1 protein-coding gene, 1 tRNA gene and 2 rRNA genes are annotated in these 17,342 nt (G+C 54.9%); all 4 read right to left on the reverse strand.

Annotation, left to right across the window (positions count from 1 at the left end; translation table 11 throughout):
- Window positions 1–4: 4 nt before the first annotated feature.
- Window positions 5–13,549 (reverse strand): Ig-like domain-containing protein, encoded by a 13,545-nt coding sequence (locus K3754_RS14215; protein ID WP_311201428.1) that lies wholly within the window; start codon window positions 13,547–13,549, stop codon window positions 5–7.
- Window positions 13,550–13,860: 311 nt separating this feature from the next.
- A tRNA-Met gene (locus K3754_RS14230) sits at window positions 13,861–13,937 on the reverse strand.
- Window positions 13,938–14,098: 161 nt separating this feature from the next.
- Window positions 14,099–14,213, reverse strand: a 5S ribosomal RNA gene (gene rrf / locus K3754_RS14235).
- Between the two features lie 88 nt (window positions 14,214–14,301).
- A 23S ribosomal RNA gene (locus tag K3754_RS14240) occupies window positions 14,302–17,178 on the reverse strand.
- Window positions 17,179–17,342: the final 164 nt, after the last annotated feature.

Raw genomic sequence — 17,342 nt, forward strand, 5'->3', positions numbered from 1 at the left:
CCGTTTAGACAATCGCAAACGGGTCATCGATGACGCCAATCAGCTGCATCAAGAACTCTCCCGTATTGGGATCAAGCGCATCTTCGAAATAGGCGTCGATGGCAAAGAGTGTGTCAGCGACGCTTTGCGCTGATCCATCATAAAGCGCCATCGCGGTCTTGGCATTGTTGACCTCGGACATGCCTTTGAGAACGGAATAGTAGGCGCCGATGTCTGTCTTGGTCTGCAAATAGCCCTGGTCGAGCTGCTGCTGGTCAATAAACTCTTGCGTTGAACCCGGCGCTGGATCGGCTTTGGCGCCCCGCAGGACTTCAAGGATAAAGGCATCACGTGCGACAAAACCGTTGTCCAACAACCCAACCCAGAAGTTGAAACCGGCAGCATCGGGTGTCCGGCCAAGCACGTTGTTATAGACGGTCTGCGCAAAGACGTCGTTGGCCGTGCCTTCGGGATATTCAAGCTGCGTTTCCGGTTGCCCGACAAACAGGGTTGCCATCTCTTCCAGCGAGGTGCCGGTGGTAAAGGATGTCGCCCAGAAGTAGAGCCCCAGCGCATCCGGGGCGCGGTTGAAATACGCGATATAAAGCTCAATGATCGGCGCAAACTCTTCTGCGCTCAGCGAGGCCGGACCACCAAAGATGTTCAGTGGCATCGGCTGACCACCAAAGATCGGCAACTCAGTTTCGAAATCCAGAAACTCAACGTCGATAAGCTCATCCGTGCCATCGCCGCCGGCGCGGCGATCGGTGATCCGAGTGCCGTCAGGGGTGAAGGTCAGGGTATAGCCCAGCTGGTCGCCGGAATAGATGGCGCGATCTATGCCTGCGCCGCCGTCGACAGTGTCATTGCCCTTGCCCGGATTGATCACATCATCGCCATCAAGGGCGCGAATGACGTCTGATCCTGCCGTGCCGTCAAGAGCCTCGGAGCCAGTGCCGCCTGTGATCTCCTCGCCGGTGGCAATGATCGGTCCGACACCTTCGCTGGTGACGGTTTCCGGCGTGCCAAAACTGTCTTCGAACATGTAGATCACGGTGATGGTCTTGCCGACATCCTCTTCGGTGAGGGTGTAGGTAATTTGTGTTCCACCCGGAATATCCACGCCGTCACGCTGCCATTGATACGTAACGCTGTCCGGGTTGATTTTCTCGACGTCCTCGACCGTAGACGGATCCGCCTGAAGCACGGCCCCCTGTTCGGTCTCGCCGTTCACATCCGGTGTGCCGGTGGGTTCAATGTTGCCGTCGGCAAACAGGAAATTGTCAAAGGTCAAAGTGTCCGGACTCACGCCCTCCCCTTCGATCCGCAGGACGCTGCCATTGTCAAAGATCAAAACCGCGCTGCCTTCGGTGGCATCGTTCACGGCGCTCAGCGCGTCAAGCAAGGCAACGTCACGCAGATCAATCCGGTCTCTGCCCAGTTCAAACCCTTTCAGATTTACAAAACCGGGGATTGACCCATTTGGACCTCCCGAACCGTCGAAGGGATCAAGCAAGTCATCCACGCCGGGTTGCAGGTTATAAGTGATAATGACCCGCACATCAGGCACAGAAACGGCCGCGCTCTGGATCAAGCTGGTGTTGCCCTGCTCATCCGTCAGGGTTGCCTCTACCGTGAGCTGTTTCTGCCCGTCATCCGGCGCGGGGAAATATTGCGCATCAAAGCCTTCGACAACGCCCCCATCGATCCGCCACACCCAGTTGTCGAAATAGCCAAATTCATCATCCGTGGGCGTTGCGCCATCTAGAAGGTCGTCCAAAGACAGGGCCGGTAATCCGTCAGCATCTTCCAGTTGCGATGCATCAAGCATGAACTCGGGGTTTCCAAAAACGTCAAAGCTGGTCTGGATCAGCAAATCCCCGGTGATCGGGTCGTCCTGGGGAGCAACGTTAAAGCTCATGGTCGAGGTCACCGACCGGCCAAAACTGTCAACGATGGTGTATTCCACGACGTCCAAGGCATCACCAAACAGGTTTGCATTTGGTGTGTAGGTGATCGTGTTCTGATTTGCATCAAACTGGACCACCCCATTGGCCGCAGCGCCCACATTGGTCAAAGAAAACGGATCGCCCTCTGTGTCATCGTCATTGGCAAGCGGGCTGTCACCGCCTGCAAGATCGATGGTGAGAGTGGTGTCTTCGTTCAGCTCATAACTGTCTGGTCGTGCGACGGGGGCGTCGTTGCGGCCCACGGTGATGGTCAAACTGGCCTCATCAAACCGTCCGGTGCCATCGCCGATCCGATAAAGAAATGTGTCCTCGCCGATAAAGCCTGCATCGGGGGTGTAGATAAGCTGGGTCAGATCGTCGGAGAGCGCGAGCGTGCCGTTTTGGGCGGTCGCAAAGGTATCCAAGAAAACCGCATCGCCATCGGGGTCACTGTCGCCATCCGCAGGATTGCCAGTGGTCGATTGCAGAGGATCAAAGGTTAAGCTGCTGTCTTGCTGGACAAAAATAGATTTGTCCTTGGCATCCGGATCATCCGGCAGCGCCGCAACATCGATGGAAACGGTTGCTGTGCTTTCCTGCCCTGCGTTGTCGGTGATCACATAGGTAAAGCTGTCCGGACCGTTGAAATCCTGATCCGGCGTATAAAGCAGATTGCCATTGGCCAGTTCAATCACACCGCCCGAATTGCCTTCTGAGAAACCGAGGATCGAAATGTCATTCTCACCAAAGTCCAGATCATTGGCCAGCACGTCAATCTCGACGGGGGTGTCTTCGTCCGTCGTGGCAATGTCATTGAGCGCCACAGGCGCATCGTCCACGGCGGCAAAGCTGACAGTGATCTGCGCCTGGCTTTCCGCACCGGCGCTGTCGCGCACTGTATAGGTCAGGATCTCTGTGCCAAACGCCTCTGCCTCGGGCGTCACGGTGATTGTTCCATCCGGATTGATCACGGATGTACTGAAGGTGCCGTTGGTGACATCAACAACGGTCAAAACGGCGCCCGTATCTGGATGTGTGTCATTGCCAAGCACGTCGATCACCAGTGCCACATCCTCACTGCCTTGGGCCGTGTCGTCATTGGCTGTCGGTGTATCGGGCTCGTCTGTTACGTTCACCGTGACCGTGGCCGTGCTGGTGTTTCCGGCTGTGTCCCTGATCCCGTAGGTAAAGCTGTCCTGGCCATTGAAATTGGCGTTGGGCGAATAATGCAGCGTATCATCAGACAACAAAACCACACCGCCAAAGGCACCTTGCGAGAACCCGTTGAACGACAGATCGCCTTCGCCGAAATCTTCGTCATTGGCGAGGACATCAATGGCAAAAGGCGTGTCTTCCCCCGTGGTCGCCACATCGTCGAAGGCCACCGGCGCGTCGTCCTGGCCGATCACGTTAAAGGTGATGGTGGAACTGACAACGCGCCCGAAACTGTCTGAAAGAAAGTAATTGACCGTATCGAGGCCAGTGCCAAAGATATCGGCGTCGGGCGTATAGGTGATTGTGCCTTCGATCGCATTAAAGGCAATCGCGCCATTGACCGCTGTGCCGATGCTCTGAAATGCAAAGAAATCACCTTCGGCGTCATCATCATTCTCCAAAATGCCGCCGGGGTAAGCTTCAAAAACATCAATGATAATGTTGGTATCTTCGACCAATTCAAAGCTGTCGGGCCTGGCGATTGGCACATCGTTGCGGTGGACGGTGACTGTGATGTTGGCCGTGTCTGTGCGGCCTGTGCCGTCGTCGATGACATAGTCAAAGGTATCCGTGCCAAAGAAATCGGCATCCGGCGTGTAGATCAGGCCCAATCCGTTTGCCGCAAATTCAACGGTGCCATCCTCAGCCTCGGCAAAGCTGCTGATGCCCAGCGGATCGCGGTCGGGGTCACTGTCTGCATCCGCCGGGTTGCCCGTCGCCGACAGGCGCGGGTCAAACATCACGGTGCTGCCCTGCTGAAGTTCAACGGTGAAATTCTTGGCAACCGGATCGTCCGGCTGGGGCGTGACCTCCACAAAGACCGACGCACCGCTGACTTTGGCATCATGGTCGGACAGCAGGTACTTGAAGCTGTCTTCCCCATCAAAATCCGGGTCCGGCGTGTAAAGCAGGTTGCCGTTTTCCAGCAGCGCAACCTCGCCAGAGTTGGGTGCCGTAAAACTGACCACAAAGATATCTTCTTCGCCAAAATCCTCATCATTGGCGCGCACGTCGATCTCTATGGAGGCATCTTCGTTCACGGTCACATGGTCATCAAAAGCAACCGGCGGGTCGTTCACCTGATCAAAAGTCAATGTCAGCGTTGCTTGCCGCTCAACCCCGTCAGCATCGCGCATCGTGTAGGTGAGAACCTCTGTGCCGAACTCTTCTGCAATCGGGGTTACGGAAATGGTGCCGTCTGCGTTGATCTTTGAGGTACTGAATGTGCCGTCTGTAACGCTTACGACCGTCAGGACATCGCCCTCATCGGGGTCCGTGTCATTGGCCAGAACATCCACAATCTGAACAAGGTTTTCCGGTCCTCGCGCAAAGTCATCCACGGGCATCGGCGCATCATTGACCGGCGATATTGTCACCGCGATATAAGCGGTTGCCTCGGCGCCTCTGGCATCGCGAACGGTATAGGCCACGATGTCATCGCCGGTTGCGTTCAGATCGCCAGTGATGGTGATCGTATCGTCGGTAAAGCTGATCTCGGTCTTGTCGCCGAGATAGGCATCGACAATCGAAAATGCGTCGCCCTCTTCGTCCGTGACTCCCACCAAGGGCGACAGCGTCACAGAGTTTTCTTCGACAATCGTAACCGCCAGATCGGTGATCTCAGGTGCATCATTTACCTCGACCACGTCGATATTAACGGCCGTGGCGACAGAAGCCACGCCGTCTTCGTCGATCAACTGATAGGTAAAGAACACAGGCCCAAGGAACTGATCTGCCGCCGTGAAAGTCACTGTCTTGTCGTCATTGATGGTGAGTGTCCCCGCACCGCCAATGGTCGAGGTGAAAAAGCTGTAGGTCAGATCATCGCCATCTGCATCAAAATCATTGGCTTGCAGATCCATCCGCAGCGGCTTGTCCTCAAAGGCGGTATAGCTGTCCGCTTCTGCCGTTGGCGCATCGTTCACATTCACAATCGGGCCAAGAAGATCACTCTGTGCGATGCCCGCAATGCCGAAGTTATCGACATAGCTCAGTGTCACAAAAAATTCGCCATCCACATCGGCCTGCGTCAACAGATAGGTCGCCTCTGTCGCCCCCTGCACCGGCGTGCCGTTGCGATACCATTGGAAATCCAGTGTCGCAAAGCCGTCTCCGTCTGACAGGTTCTCCAAATTTGCGGTAAGCAATTCGTCTTCCTGCGCCAGCCCCGTGATCTCAATCGTGCCGAGCGTTGGCAGGTCAGAAAACGGCGTGCCGAAGATCAGCTTGCTGGGCGAACTGCTCGCCCCGATAAGGAAATCCGCGCCGCCATCGTTGTTCACATCGCCCGCATAACGCACGATACCGCCCGATCCATCCCCCTCAAATCCGTCGACAACAAACCCGTCCAGATCGGTGAGGTCTTCAAGCTCAAAAACACCGCCATATCCTTCGGTGCGCCCGTAAAGGACAAAAGTTTGGCCGGAGTTGAGGTTAGTATCGGTGCTCTCGCCCGTGTCCTGATCGTAAACGACCTCGCGGGAAAACGTGGTTGTCCCGATCACAATGTCCGCAATTCGGTCATTGTTCAGATCATCCACGATCTCGATTGCACCGCCGCCGATGATGGATTTGAAATCACTCTGTGTATTGGGGTTTGGCGAATTATATCCTTCAGGGATCGCCAGCGTGAACACTGTGCCATCTGTCCCGTCCAGGTCTGCCAGACTGACCCGCCGGCCCGTACCGCCATCGTCCAGATCAAAGCTTTCGCCCATGGGATCGCCCGACCCGAACAACACATAAGCCCGTTCAATTAGATCACCTTCTACCGCAGTGCTGAAGGGGCCTTTGTGGATCGCGCGTGAAATCATGATGACCACATCATCAAATCCGTCGCCGTTGACGTCACCGCCGCCTTGGACCACGCCGCCCGTACGGCTTTGGCCTCCGTCGATGTCGCCGTCGATCAAGAAGCCCTGATCGGCGGTCATCTGTTCCAGTTCGATGCTGCTTGCAAAGGCTTGATCACTGCCAAACAGGATGAATGCGCCGCCGGTCCATGTGTAGCCGGAGCCATCCGGGGATTCGACGCTGTGGTAACGCGATCCGATAATGAGATCGTCAAAACCATCGCCGTTGACGTCACCCGCAGACGCCAGTGAATCGCCGGGATTGGTGAAATAGCTCGGCCCAAGCAGGGTAAAGCCGTTGGTGCCGTCCAGATCCGCACCCGAGATCGTCGCAGGCAAGGGATCAGCCGCGTCAGAGCCGAACACAACATGCGTGGAACTGCCGTAGTATGCGCCGTCACTGACGATCATATCGTCAATGCCGTCCCCGTTGATGTCAAAACCGCCTTCAATGAACTGCTGGCCGTTCGCACCCTCCATCGCCAGCTTCACACCTTCTGTAGCGCCCAAACCACCAAGATCGACGTGATCTAAAAAATCACCATCTCGGCCAAATATGACGTGGGTCGACTCTGAGGTGCCCACCATAAAATCATCAATTCCGTCATTGTTGACGTCACCGGCCGCGGCGAGGGAAATGTTGGCATCCCCCGTTTCTGCCAGAACAGAGAAACCTTCATCAAGATCCAGCAGGAATGGCTGGGTCAGCGGATCAAAATCCGCGTCATCCTTGCCGTAAACCACATAGGCAATCGGCGTGATCGTGGCAAAGAAAGTCCGGTCTGTCCAACCCACCATGAAATCGTCGATGCCGTCATTGTTGATGTCACCCGCAGCAGACACAGCAATGACTTCGGGGAATTCAAAGCCGTTGGTGCCAAGGCCAAGGTCAAACTCAACCGGGTCGGTTTCGCCAGTGTCAAAGGGCACAATCGGCAAATCGTTGATCTGCGTGCCAATCAAACGAAGGGAACCACCATCGGACAATCCGATCAGCGTATCCGCGTTATCAATGGTGACCGTCATCAGATCTCGCTCGGCCTCGGTCAGAAGCGAAGTGTCGATGAAATCTTTCGCCGCGTCGAAGTCAAAGGCAACATCCGCGCCCATCTGTGCATGGAGGAAAATCGTGTTGACGCCGTTGCCGCCATAATACGTGTCGTTGCCTGCGCCGCCGTTGTAAAAATCGTTGAAAATGCCGTTGCCGCCAACAAGCGTGTCTTCGCCCGTGCCGCCGAATAATGTGTCATCCCCCTGCCCGCCCGAGATACTGTCGTCGCCGCCATCGCCTTTGATCAAGTCGTTGCCGCCATCTCCGAAGAGGGTATCGTCGCCTTCGAACCCTCTGAGGGTATCGCCCAAATGCGTGCCGCTCAGATTATCTTCGCCGCCAAACACAGCGACCTGGTAGTAGGTCCAATTGGCCTCGGTCATCGCATCTAGAGGTCGGAAAAGGCCCGACAGATAAAACTGCACGTCTGACGGCGCATCGCCCGGCACCACCGCCAGAACGTCTACTTGGCTCGTGGCCGGATCCGAGAAACCGGAGCCAAGGAAGGTGCCCGCGCCATTTTCACCAAAGGCGGTTGAGAAGTTGTAGATGACATCGTTGGCGCCGGGCGCACTGGCCACATGCACAAACTGGCCGCCGTTTGACGCATCCGACATGTCGATGCCGAAGATGACGTCACCCTCGACGCCCGGTACGATCACACTGCCCGTGGGGGCGAATACCGTTGTGATCAAGTCATCTAACGTAAGAAACTGATCGGTAAAATCGAATTTCTCGATGTTGGTCGCACGGTTTGTGACCTCATCGAAAGTGATGGTCAGATAGCCTTCATCGTCAAAATCAAAGGTGCTGCCTTCGAAGTCGTGGCCAAGGACCAGGATATCCGCGCCCGCCTTGCCATCAAAGGTGCTGCCGCCGGTGCCGTCGGTCGGGTTGCTGTTGCCATCCAGAAGCCGCAGCCCGGTGTAGAACTCGTTTACACCGTCATTGCCGATGGCATGAACGCTGGCCCCGTTCGCGACAGCCAGCAGTTCGACATTGTCCGGCAAAATATAATCAACGGTCGCATAGATCGCGTCAAAGCCGCCATCTTCGGCCTCTCCAAAGATCAGGTCGATGGTTTCGTTGATCAAATAGACGTCGCCGTCCGCGCCGCCCAAAAGCGTATCGGCGCCCAAGCCGCCATCCAGCGTATCGCGCCCGGCCTTGCCGACCAGCACGTTTGCAGCGTCCGAGCCGATGATCGTGTTGGCCGCATCGTTGCCTGTGCCTGTGGTCCCGTCTGTTCCGGTCAAGACCAGCGTTTCCACGTGATCGGGCAGCGCAAAATCGACCGAACTTTCTGCGGTATCTTCGCCCTCGCCATCTGCTTCGGTGATGATCTCGGTGCTGTCATCGATGATGAAGGTGTCATCGCCCATGCCGCCAATAAAACGGTCGCGCCCCAAGCCGCCGATCAGACGATCATCGCCGCCCTGACCTTGCAGCAGATCGTTGCCCGCACTGCCAAGCAGCAGATCCGCACTGTCCAGACCTTGCACAATGTCATTGCCGCCGCGCCCGTCGAGCGTATCCGGGACGGGCGTACCGATCAGGACGTCGGACCCTTCGGTGCCATCATTGGCGAGCGCTTTGATCTCGGCAAATGTCTTGTCGCCATCCTCAAAAGACAGGATTTCGATATCATCCGCGATAAAATCAACCGAGATCGGCACGTCACCTTCAAAGCGCATGATGTTGACGCCATCGGCAAACCCTTGAATTTGGGCGATATCTCTAAAATCGAAGCCCAAAACAACCGTATCGACCCCGTCATAACCGCGGGCGCTGTCGTTGCCTGTGCCCAAAACAATGGTGTTGTCCAGATCATTCCCGCTCAGGGCATCCGACTGGCCCGAGCCGATCAGGTTCTCCATATTGATGATCTGGTCACCTTCCGCCTCGCCCCCCGAAAAGGTCATCATCTTCAGATCGACCGATACGCCGATTTCGGAGAAGGCATAGCTCATGGTGTCAATGCCACCGCCGCCATCAATGACATCGCCGCCAAGGCCGCCATAGAACACGGTATTCTCGGCGTTGCCGAGAATGAAATCTGCGCCCTGCGATCCGGCAATACGTTCAATATTTGAAAATATATCGACGGCTTCTTCAAACCGCTCGACGACTTCGACTTCTTGCTCTGGCAGCAGCAGACCGGGCAAGAAGGGAATATCATCCGCGTCACTGGTCTGTGTTGCATAGCTTAGGTTCAGGAACTTCCAGACCCGTTCGGGGGTGATGGACCCGCGTGGGACATAAACGTCATCGTCCGGGTCGTCATTGCCTTGATCAAAGACCTCATAGGTGCTGCGCGCCTCGGTGGTGCCAGTGGTGATCGTGGTTTGCTCTACATAGCCGTCAAAGGTGGTTTCTGTTTCGCTGTCGCTCCAGATGAACAGATCAACGGGCGTGTAAGACCGGACGATCCCGGACGTGTCGCCTGCACGTTCGCCCACGCCCGACATGATGACCTGAACGCCAAGTTCCAGAACGCCGTAGTCAATCGTGTCGAAATCTGCGCCGCCATCCAGGACGTTGACACCCGCCCCGCCGAAGAGCGCATCATCGCCAGCGCCGCCTTCGACCGTGTCATCGCCAACGCCGCCAATCAGCAGGTCCGCGCCGTCGCGACCCTGCAACAGGTCATCACCGATTGAGCCGGCCAAGAGGTTGTCACCTGCGTCCCCACGCAGCGTATCGTGGCCCACACCGCCGGTAAGGTTTTCGATACTGATCAGGATGTCCGTGCCCGCTTGCCCGGTTTCAAGATCCGCAACGATGTCGGAGGTGTCGTTGGTCAGACGTTCTACGCCGCCCTTTGGATGAACCTGATAGAAATTCCACGATGCCGTATCAATCCCGGCACCGCCATCCAACAGATCGCCGCCATTGCCGCCATGCAAGTAATCATTGCCCGCACCGCCATAGAGGAAATCATTGCCGTCACCACCAAAGAGATTGTCCGCGCCGCCCAATCCCAGCAACACATCGATGCCGTCCCAGCCGACAATTTCGTTCAGCTCTTCGTCGCCGGTGATGGTGTCTTCGAATTGCGTGCCGGTGACATCTTCGATGCCGCCCAGCAGGATGTCGCCCTCGGCATAGCCACCATCGACCTGATTGGTGCTGAGATTGACAATAACACTTGCGCGGCTGGTCTCAAAAGTGAGCCTGTCCAGCCCCTCACCGCCTTCATAACTTTCCCGAAAGTCGCCCGCGACAAATACATCGTTACCCGCGCCACCGGACAGTGTGGTGATCTTGTCCTTTTCGTAAAGACGTACAAACGCAACATCACCGTTGGTAGGGTTATAGGTGCCCAACACGTCATCGCCATCGCCACCATAAAGTTCACCTGTGGTAAACTGGCTGACATAAAGGACATCGTCGCCGCCATTGCCCTCAAAGATGACCGGAGACAGGATATAGCCGCCGGTGATTATGTCCCGCTGGTCTGATCCGATAATGTGCTCAAAACCGGAAAACGCCGTTGCGAGGCCGCCCTCGTCCGGCGTGTTCGAATTGGCCTGGAACGCGCCCGGTACCTTGCCGAAATCTGTAGGAACGATGTCGCCCTCTTCGACACCATTCACGCCGACTGTTTGCTGAATGAACAGCGGATCCTCGACATCGGTGCGCAGAATGGTCTCTTTGCCGACCAGGCTGCCAAGGGGGCTCAGCGGGTCGATATGTACATGCCAGGCAAAATTGCTGTTGCGCAGATCCAGTATATCAACACCGTCCAAAGGCAATTGAAGCCCCGACGCTGCCTCATCGCCGTACAGCTCGTCACCATCGACCGTGTTGTCGTTCCAGACACGCACGGTATCGCTTTCGCTGCCGCCATAGAATAGGTCCGGCGAAAAGGCGTGTGAGACAAAGAGGTCAGAGCCGGCGCCGCCGTAGAACACGTTGCCGATATCGACTTCATCGGCAAAAAGCTGGTCGTCTCCGCCATTGCCGTAAATGTGCTGGCTCTTGCCGCGGAGCGAGAAAATATAATCGCCGCCCGTGCTGCCGACGATGTATTCGATGTCTTCGAGGTAGTCCACGCCGTAGCGGTCACCAACGTTTACGCTTGTCTGATATTTTGCGACCTGCTGCTGGCCCGGCTCCGATGTTTGCACGACAACGATCCCGCCGGGCATGTCATTGACATTGAAGGCGTCAAAGCCGGTTCTGGCGAAATCCGGGAACTCTACACTTTGATCGTAGAGGGATGATATCGCAATCGTCGAATATTTGACTGTGCCATAGCCGCCCGCAGTGTCGTTGATATCATCGTCACCGAGACCACCGATATAAACGTTTCCGCCAGTGCCTCCTTCGAGATAGTCATCCCCCCAATCCCCAATCAGGATGTCGTTGCCAGAGCCGCCATAGATCTCGTCATTGCCATCAAGGCCGCGGATCATGTCGTTGCCAGCGCCACCATCAAGCCGGTTCACATCGTCATTGCCGATGATGATGTCATGGTTGTCCGACCCAACGACATTTTCGATGCCCTGGATCACACCGGCGTTGTAGGTGACGGTCTCTGAGGTGGTGCTGCCATCTGGGTGCTCGGTGATAATCGTGACCGGATCGTTGATGTCATTGCCATCGAAATCCGCATGAAATTCGACCGAAGGCGGGATGTAGAAGGCTTCCCTGTCGTTTGGGTTTGTCGACCCGAGATAGACCTTCACCCCCCCGCTCGCCAGATTGTAATCCACCGTGTCGACGCCGCCGGAATCGATGATCAGATCACGGTCATAGCCATCAGGGCTGACCACATAGACATCATCGCCTTCGCCACCGAACAAGGCGTCGCCATCATATTTCCGGCGTGTGATGCGCCCGTTGCCGCCACTGCTCAGCTGGTCATTGCCGCCGCCCGTGATGAGAATATCGAGCCCGTAGGCGCCGTAGACCCAATCACGTTGGCCATCAAGCGTGAGTGGCAATTGCCCGCCAATCGGCTCCAGATTGGTGGCATAGGGGGACACATAGGCAATCTCGCCATCTTTACTGCGGGTCTCGATCAGTTGATCAAACAGCCGCAGGTCCAAACCGTCATCGGCAAAAATGATCAACTCAATATTCTTGAGAATGTCTTTGCCGTCGTTGCGTTGCGTGACCACGCCGTCCACGGTGATCGTTTCGCGGGTATCGACGACGATCCAATCCCCGGTCGCCACGCCATCACTGATAACGGCGGTGTAATTATAGTCTTCGCGGTTGCCCGCATAAATCACGCTGTCGGGGCTCTCGTCATCTTCGTCGCCGTTCGGGTTGTCCGTGCCGCCGTCAATAATATCATTGCCACCGCCGCCGGACAGAATGTCTCGGCCCGTGCCGCCGTTCAGTGTATCGTCAAAATCACCGCCAAAGATGTTATCGTTGCCGCCGAGCCCATCAAGGGTCAGGCTGCCTGTGGCATTCATGGACCCGTTAAGCGTATTGTCCCCATCCGTCCCGATGGACAGTGTTTCGGGGAAGTTCGGGTTGTTAATCGTTGCGAGAATACTGGCGTATTTCGCGACGATTTCCGTCTCGTAGAACTCTTGAATTTCCTCAAGGAACAGTTTTTCCAGCTTTTCGGCCAGACCGTCCAACAGATCGATATTTGGCAAAAGCGATGTAATTTCGTCAGCGGCCTTTTCCAGCAAGGCCGTGATCCCGATTTTATCGATAATCCATTCCAGCGCCGCCTCAACCGGAGCCAGAAGGAAGCTAAAGAATGACCCCATCAGATCCAGCACCGGTCCGAGGTAATCCAGAACGGTCTCTAGTGGATCGGTAATCTTGCTGACCACATCAGTGATGGCGCCAAGGGATTCCGCGAGATCGACAACGATATCCAACAGGTCATTGTCCAGCTTGGACGACAACTCTTCCATGGCCTGGTCGATTTCGGACAATTGCGTGACGAGCAGGAGCAAAGGGCCATTGATGCTATCCGCCTGGGAAATGCGCGCCTCTGCCAACTGCACCGCGATCGCCCGCGCATCGGCGGACTCCTTGTCCAGAAACTCGACCCCAGTGGAAAACTGTGACGCTGCGGGCGCCAGGTTCTGTTCGGCGCTGGCCAGCTTACGTGAATAGGCCTCTGCTGCGACGCCAAGAGCATTTGTGGCCTTGTTGATGTTCCCAAGCTGTTTTTGAACATTAAAGAGGAAATCGCCGATTTTGGTCGATGTCCCTTCGAGGGCTTCAATCTTGGTTTCCACCTTCTTGGTGTAGTCAATCACCTTCTCTGCAACCTTATCGGTCACCTTGGCCGCGGGGCGTGTAAAGGACACCGACTTGAGGGAGTCAGAAATATCCTCAATGACCTTGGCGGCCTTTTCGAGCTTCTTGACCTTGTCTTTGAGTTTTTCAACGGATTTGAATGGCTTGGACGCCAGTTTGACGACCTTCTTGGCCGTCCCCGCAGCGTCCGCGACGGACCATGAAATACTGGCGGCGTCCCGTAGCTTTACAGCGGCTGACTCTTGTAGAGTATCGTCGTCTTCCATTGTATCCCCACCACAATAAGAGGGTTCAACGGCTAGAAAAAATTTCCGTCGAACGCTGTTGGAGCCCCCGACGATCAAACTCTAGATCGATTTTCCGGAATGACGTTGCGCAAGAAGTCTTGATTTCCTGGGCAGTCGGCCACCATGCTGACCCACGCGCCCTTCATAAGCAACATAATTGTCAAGAATCCCGCTGTGAATTTAAGGGGTTACAATCACAGATAGAAGAGTCGTTGCCGGCACTCGCAGGTCTGCTTGAAACGCGTTTTACGCCCCAAGGGGCGTTGTTTCTGGTTTTATCGTTTTGATATTGGTTGCGGGAGTAGGATTTGAACCTACGACCTTCAGGTTATGAGCCTGACGAGCTACCGGGCTGCTCCATCCCGCGACACTTTTGTTGGCCTTGTGCACGGAGTGCTTTTTGAGGCCGTTTTTTGGCCTTTTGCACGGTGTTGTGCTTGAGGCCTGTTTGTCCTGTTACATTTTTTGTATCAGGCATTGTGTCTTGTTTGTCATCGTTGAGAGATACTGCTCTAAAAACCTTATTAGGTTTGGCGATGACCTACTCTCCCACGTCTTAAGACGCAGTACCATCGGCGCTACGGCACTTAACGGCCAGGTTCGGGATGGGGCTGGGTGTTTTGCTCGCGCTATGATCACCAAACCAAATAAAGTTTTTAGAGTTTTCCAAGTCAGTACACTGTGTTGTGTATGCTTTTGATTTATCGAGTAAAGTCTTGCTTTTACTGGATCAAATCAAGCCTATCGAGCCATTAGTACCAGTCAACTGAACGTATTACTACGCTTACATCTCTGGCCTATCGACGAGGTGGTCTACCTCGGCTCTCAGGGATACCTTGTTTTGAGGGGGGCTTCCCGCTTAGATGCCTTCAGCGGTTATCCTGTCCGATCATAGCTACCCAGCACTGCTATTGGCATAACAACTGGTCCACCAGTGGATCGTTCACCCCGGTCCTCTCGTACTAGGGGCAACTCCTCTCAAGTATCCTACACCCACGGAAGATAGGGACCGAACTGTCTCACGACGTTCTAAACCCAGCTCACGTACCTCTTTAAACGGCGAACAGCCGTACCCTTGGGACCTGCTCCAGCCCCAGGATGAGATGAGCCGACATCGAGGTGCCAAACACTGCCGTCGATATGGACTCTTGGGCAGTATCAGCCTGTTATCCCCGGCGTACCTTTTATCCGTTGAGCGATGGCCCTCCCACTTGGGACCACCGGATCACTATGGCCGTCTTTCGACTCTGCTCGACTTGTCAGTCTCGCAGTCAGGCTGGCTTCTGCCATTGCACTCAACGAGCGATTTCCGACCGCTCTGAGCCAACCTTCGCGCGCCTCCGTTACGATTTAGGAGGCGACCGCCCCAGTCAAACTACCCGCCACACAGGGTCCCGGATCCGGATAACGGACCGCGGTTAGACATCAAGCAGAACAAGGGTGGTATCTCAAGGGAGGCTCCACGCAAACTGGCGTTCACGTTTCAAAGCCCACCACCTATCCTGCACATGTTCGGCCTAATGCCAATGTGAAGCTGTAGTAAAGGTGCACGGGGTCTTTCCGTCTAACCGCGGGTAACCGGCATCTTGACCGGTAATTCAATTTCGCTGAGTCTATGTTGGAGACAGCGGGGAAGTCGTTACGCCATTCGTGCAGGTCGGAACTTACCCGACAAGGAATTTCGCTACCTTAGGACCGTTATAGTTACGGCCGCCGTTTACCTGGGCTTCAATTCAGAGCTCTCACCCCTCCTTTTAACCTTCAGGCACCGGGCAGGCGTCAGACCCTATACGTCGTCTTGCGACTTCGCAGAGCCCTGTGTTTTTAATAAACAGTCGCCACCCCCTGGTTTGTGCCCCCAGCCCCTAGTTGCCTAGGAACCGGGCCTCCTTCTCGCGAACTTACGGAGGTATTTTGCCGAGTTCCTTCAACATAGTTCTCTCAAGCGCCTTGGTATTCTCTACCTGTCCACCTGTGTCGGTTTAGGGTACGATCTCATGATGGAGCTATTTCCAGGGACCTCTAAGCAGCCCATTCAATCCGATAAGGATGAACTACCCTCGAGATCCGTCACTTCCATCTGGCCCAGGAATATTAACCTGGTTCCCATCGACTACGCCTTTCGGCCTCGCCTTAGGGGTCGGCTTACCCTGCTCAGATTAGCTTTAAGCAGGAACCCTTGGACTTTCGGCGAGAGTGTCTCTCACACTCTTTGTCGCTACTCATGTCATCATTCTCACTAGTGATCTCTCCACCGGATCGCTCACGCGCCAGCTTCACAGAAAAGACTACGTCTCCAATATTCCCGAAGGAAGTAAGGAGACAAAGTCTTATGTCACACTACGCTCTGCTACCATGCAATAAATGCATCCTCAGCTTCGGCTCATGGCTTGAGCCCCGTTACATCTTCGCCGCAAGACAACTTATTTAGACCAGTGAGCTGTTACGCTATCTTTAAAGGATGGCTGCTTCTAAGCCAACCTCCTGGTTGTTTTGGTCGTCTCACCTGCTTTCCCACTTAGCCATGAATTAGGGGCCTTAGCTGGAGGTCAGGGTTGTTTCCCTCTTCACGACGGACGTTAGCATTCGCCGTGTGTCTGCCGACTAGTACTCATCGGTATTCGGAGTTTGGTTAGGATCAGTAAGCCTGTGGGGCCCCATTACCCATCCAGTGCTCTACCCCCGATGGTATTCGGTCGACGCTCTACCTAAATAGATTTCGCAGAGAACCAGCTATCTCCGAGTTTGATTGGCCTTTCACCCCTAGGCACAGCTCATCCCGATCTTTTTCAACAGATGTGGGTTCGGTCCTCCAGTAAGTGTTACCTTACCTTCAACCTGGCCATGCCTAGATCACTCGGTTTCGGGTCTGATCCCACGAACTCGACGCCCTATTAAGACTCGCTTTCGCTACGCCTACACCTAACGGCTTAAGCTTGCTCGTGAGACCAAGTCGATGACCCATTATACAAAAGGTACGCTGTCAGGACGCAAGGTCCCTCCAACTGATTGTAGGCGTTCGGTTTCAGGTACTGTTTCACTCCCCTCGTCGGGGTGCTTTTCACCTTTCCCTCACGGTACTGGTTCACTATCGGTCAGTAAGGAGTACTTAGCCTTCGAAGGTGGTCCTCCGATCTTCAGACAGAATTTCACGTGTTCCGCCCTACTTAATACGTCCAATCATGCTTCTTATACGGGACTATCACCCACTTTGGTTGCGCATTCCAACGCATTCTAACCACAATCATGGCTCGGCTGGTCCCCGTTCGCTCGCCGCTACTAGGGGAGTATCATATTGATTTCCTTTCCTCCGGGTACTTAGATGTTTCAGTTCCCCGGGTTTGCCTTTTTAAGCCTATATATTCAGCCTAAAAATACCTGGTTTACCATATTATTTTGCCCTACCGCGCGGAGCGCTCCTTGAGGGCGAACCCGCAAACAACGTCTGTCTGGTAGTATAAATAACACAGTATCAGGTGGGTTGCCCCATTCAGAAATCCATGGATCAAAGCTTATTCTCAGCTCCCCATGGCTTATCGCAGAGTATCACGTCTTTCATCGCCTCTTACTGCCAAGGCATTCACCAAACGCCCTTTTCGCGCTTGATTTGATCCAGAAAAAGAAAGACTTGCGTCATTCGCGAAGATCAGAAGCTGGTAAGAAACTGATCCTCTTATTCTGAACCAAAAGCATACTTTTACCCGCCCACTCATCTGAGTGGACAATGAGTGATGTCTCTAGCTGCCATCCGTGCGGGAGGCAGCATCATCAC

The organism is Sulfitobacter sp. M368 (genome assembly GCF_025141875.1).
Taxonomy (GTDB): domain Bacteria; phylum Pseudomonadota; class Alphaproteobacteria; order Rhodobacterales; family Rhodobacteraceae; genus Sulfitobacter; species Sulfitobacter mediterraneus_A.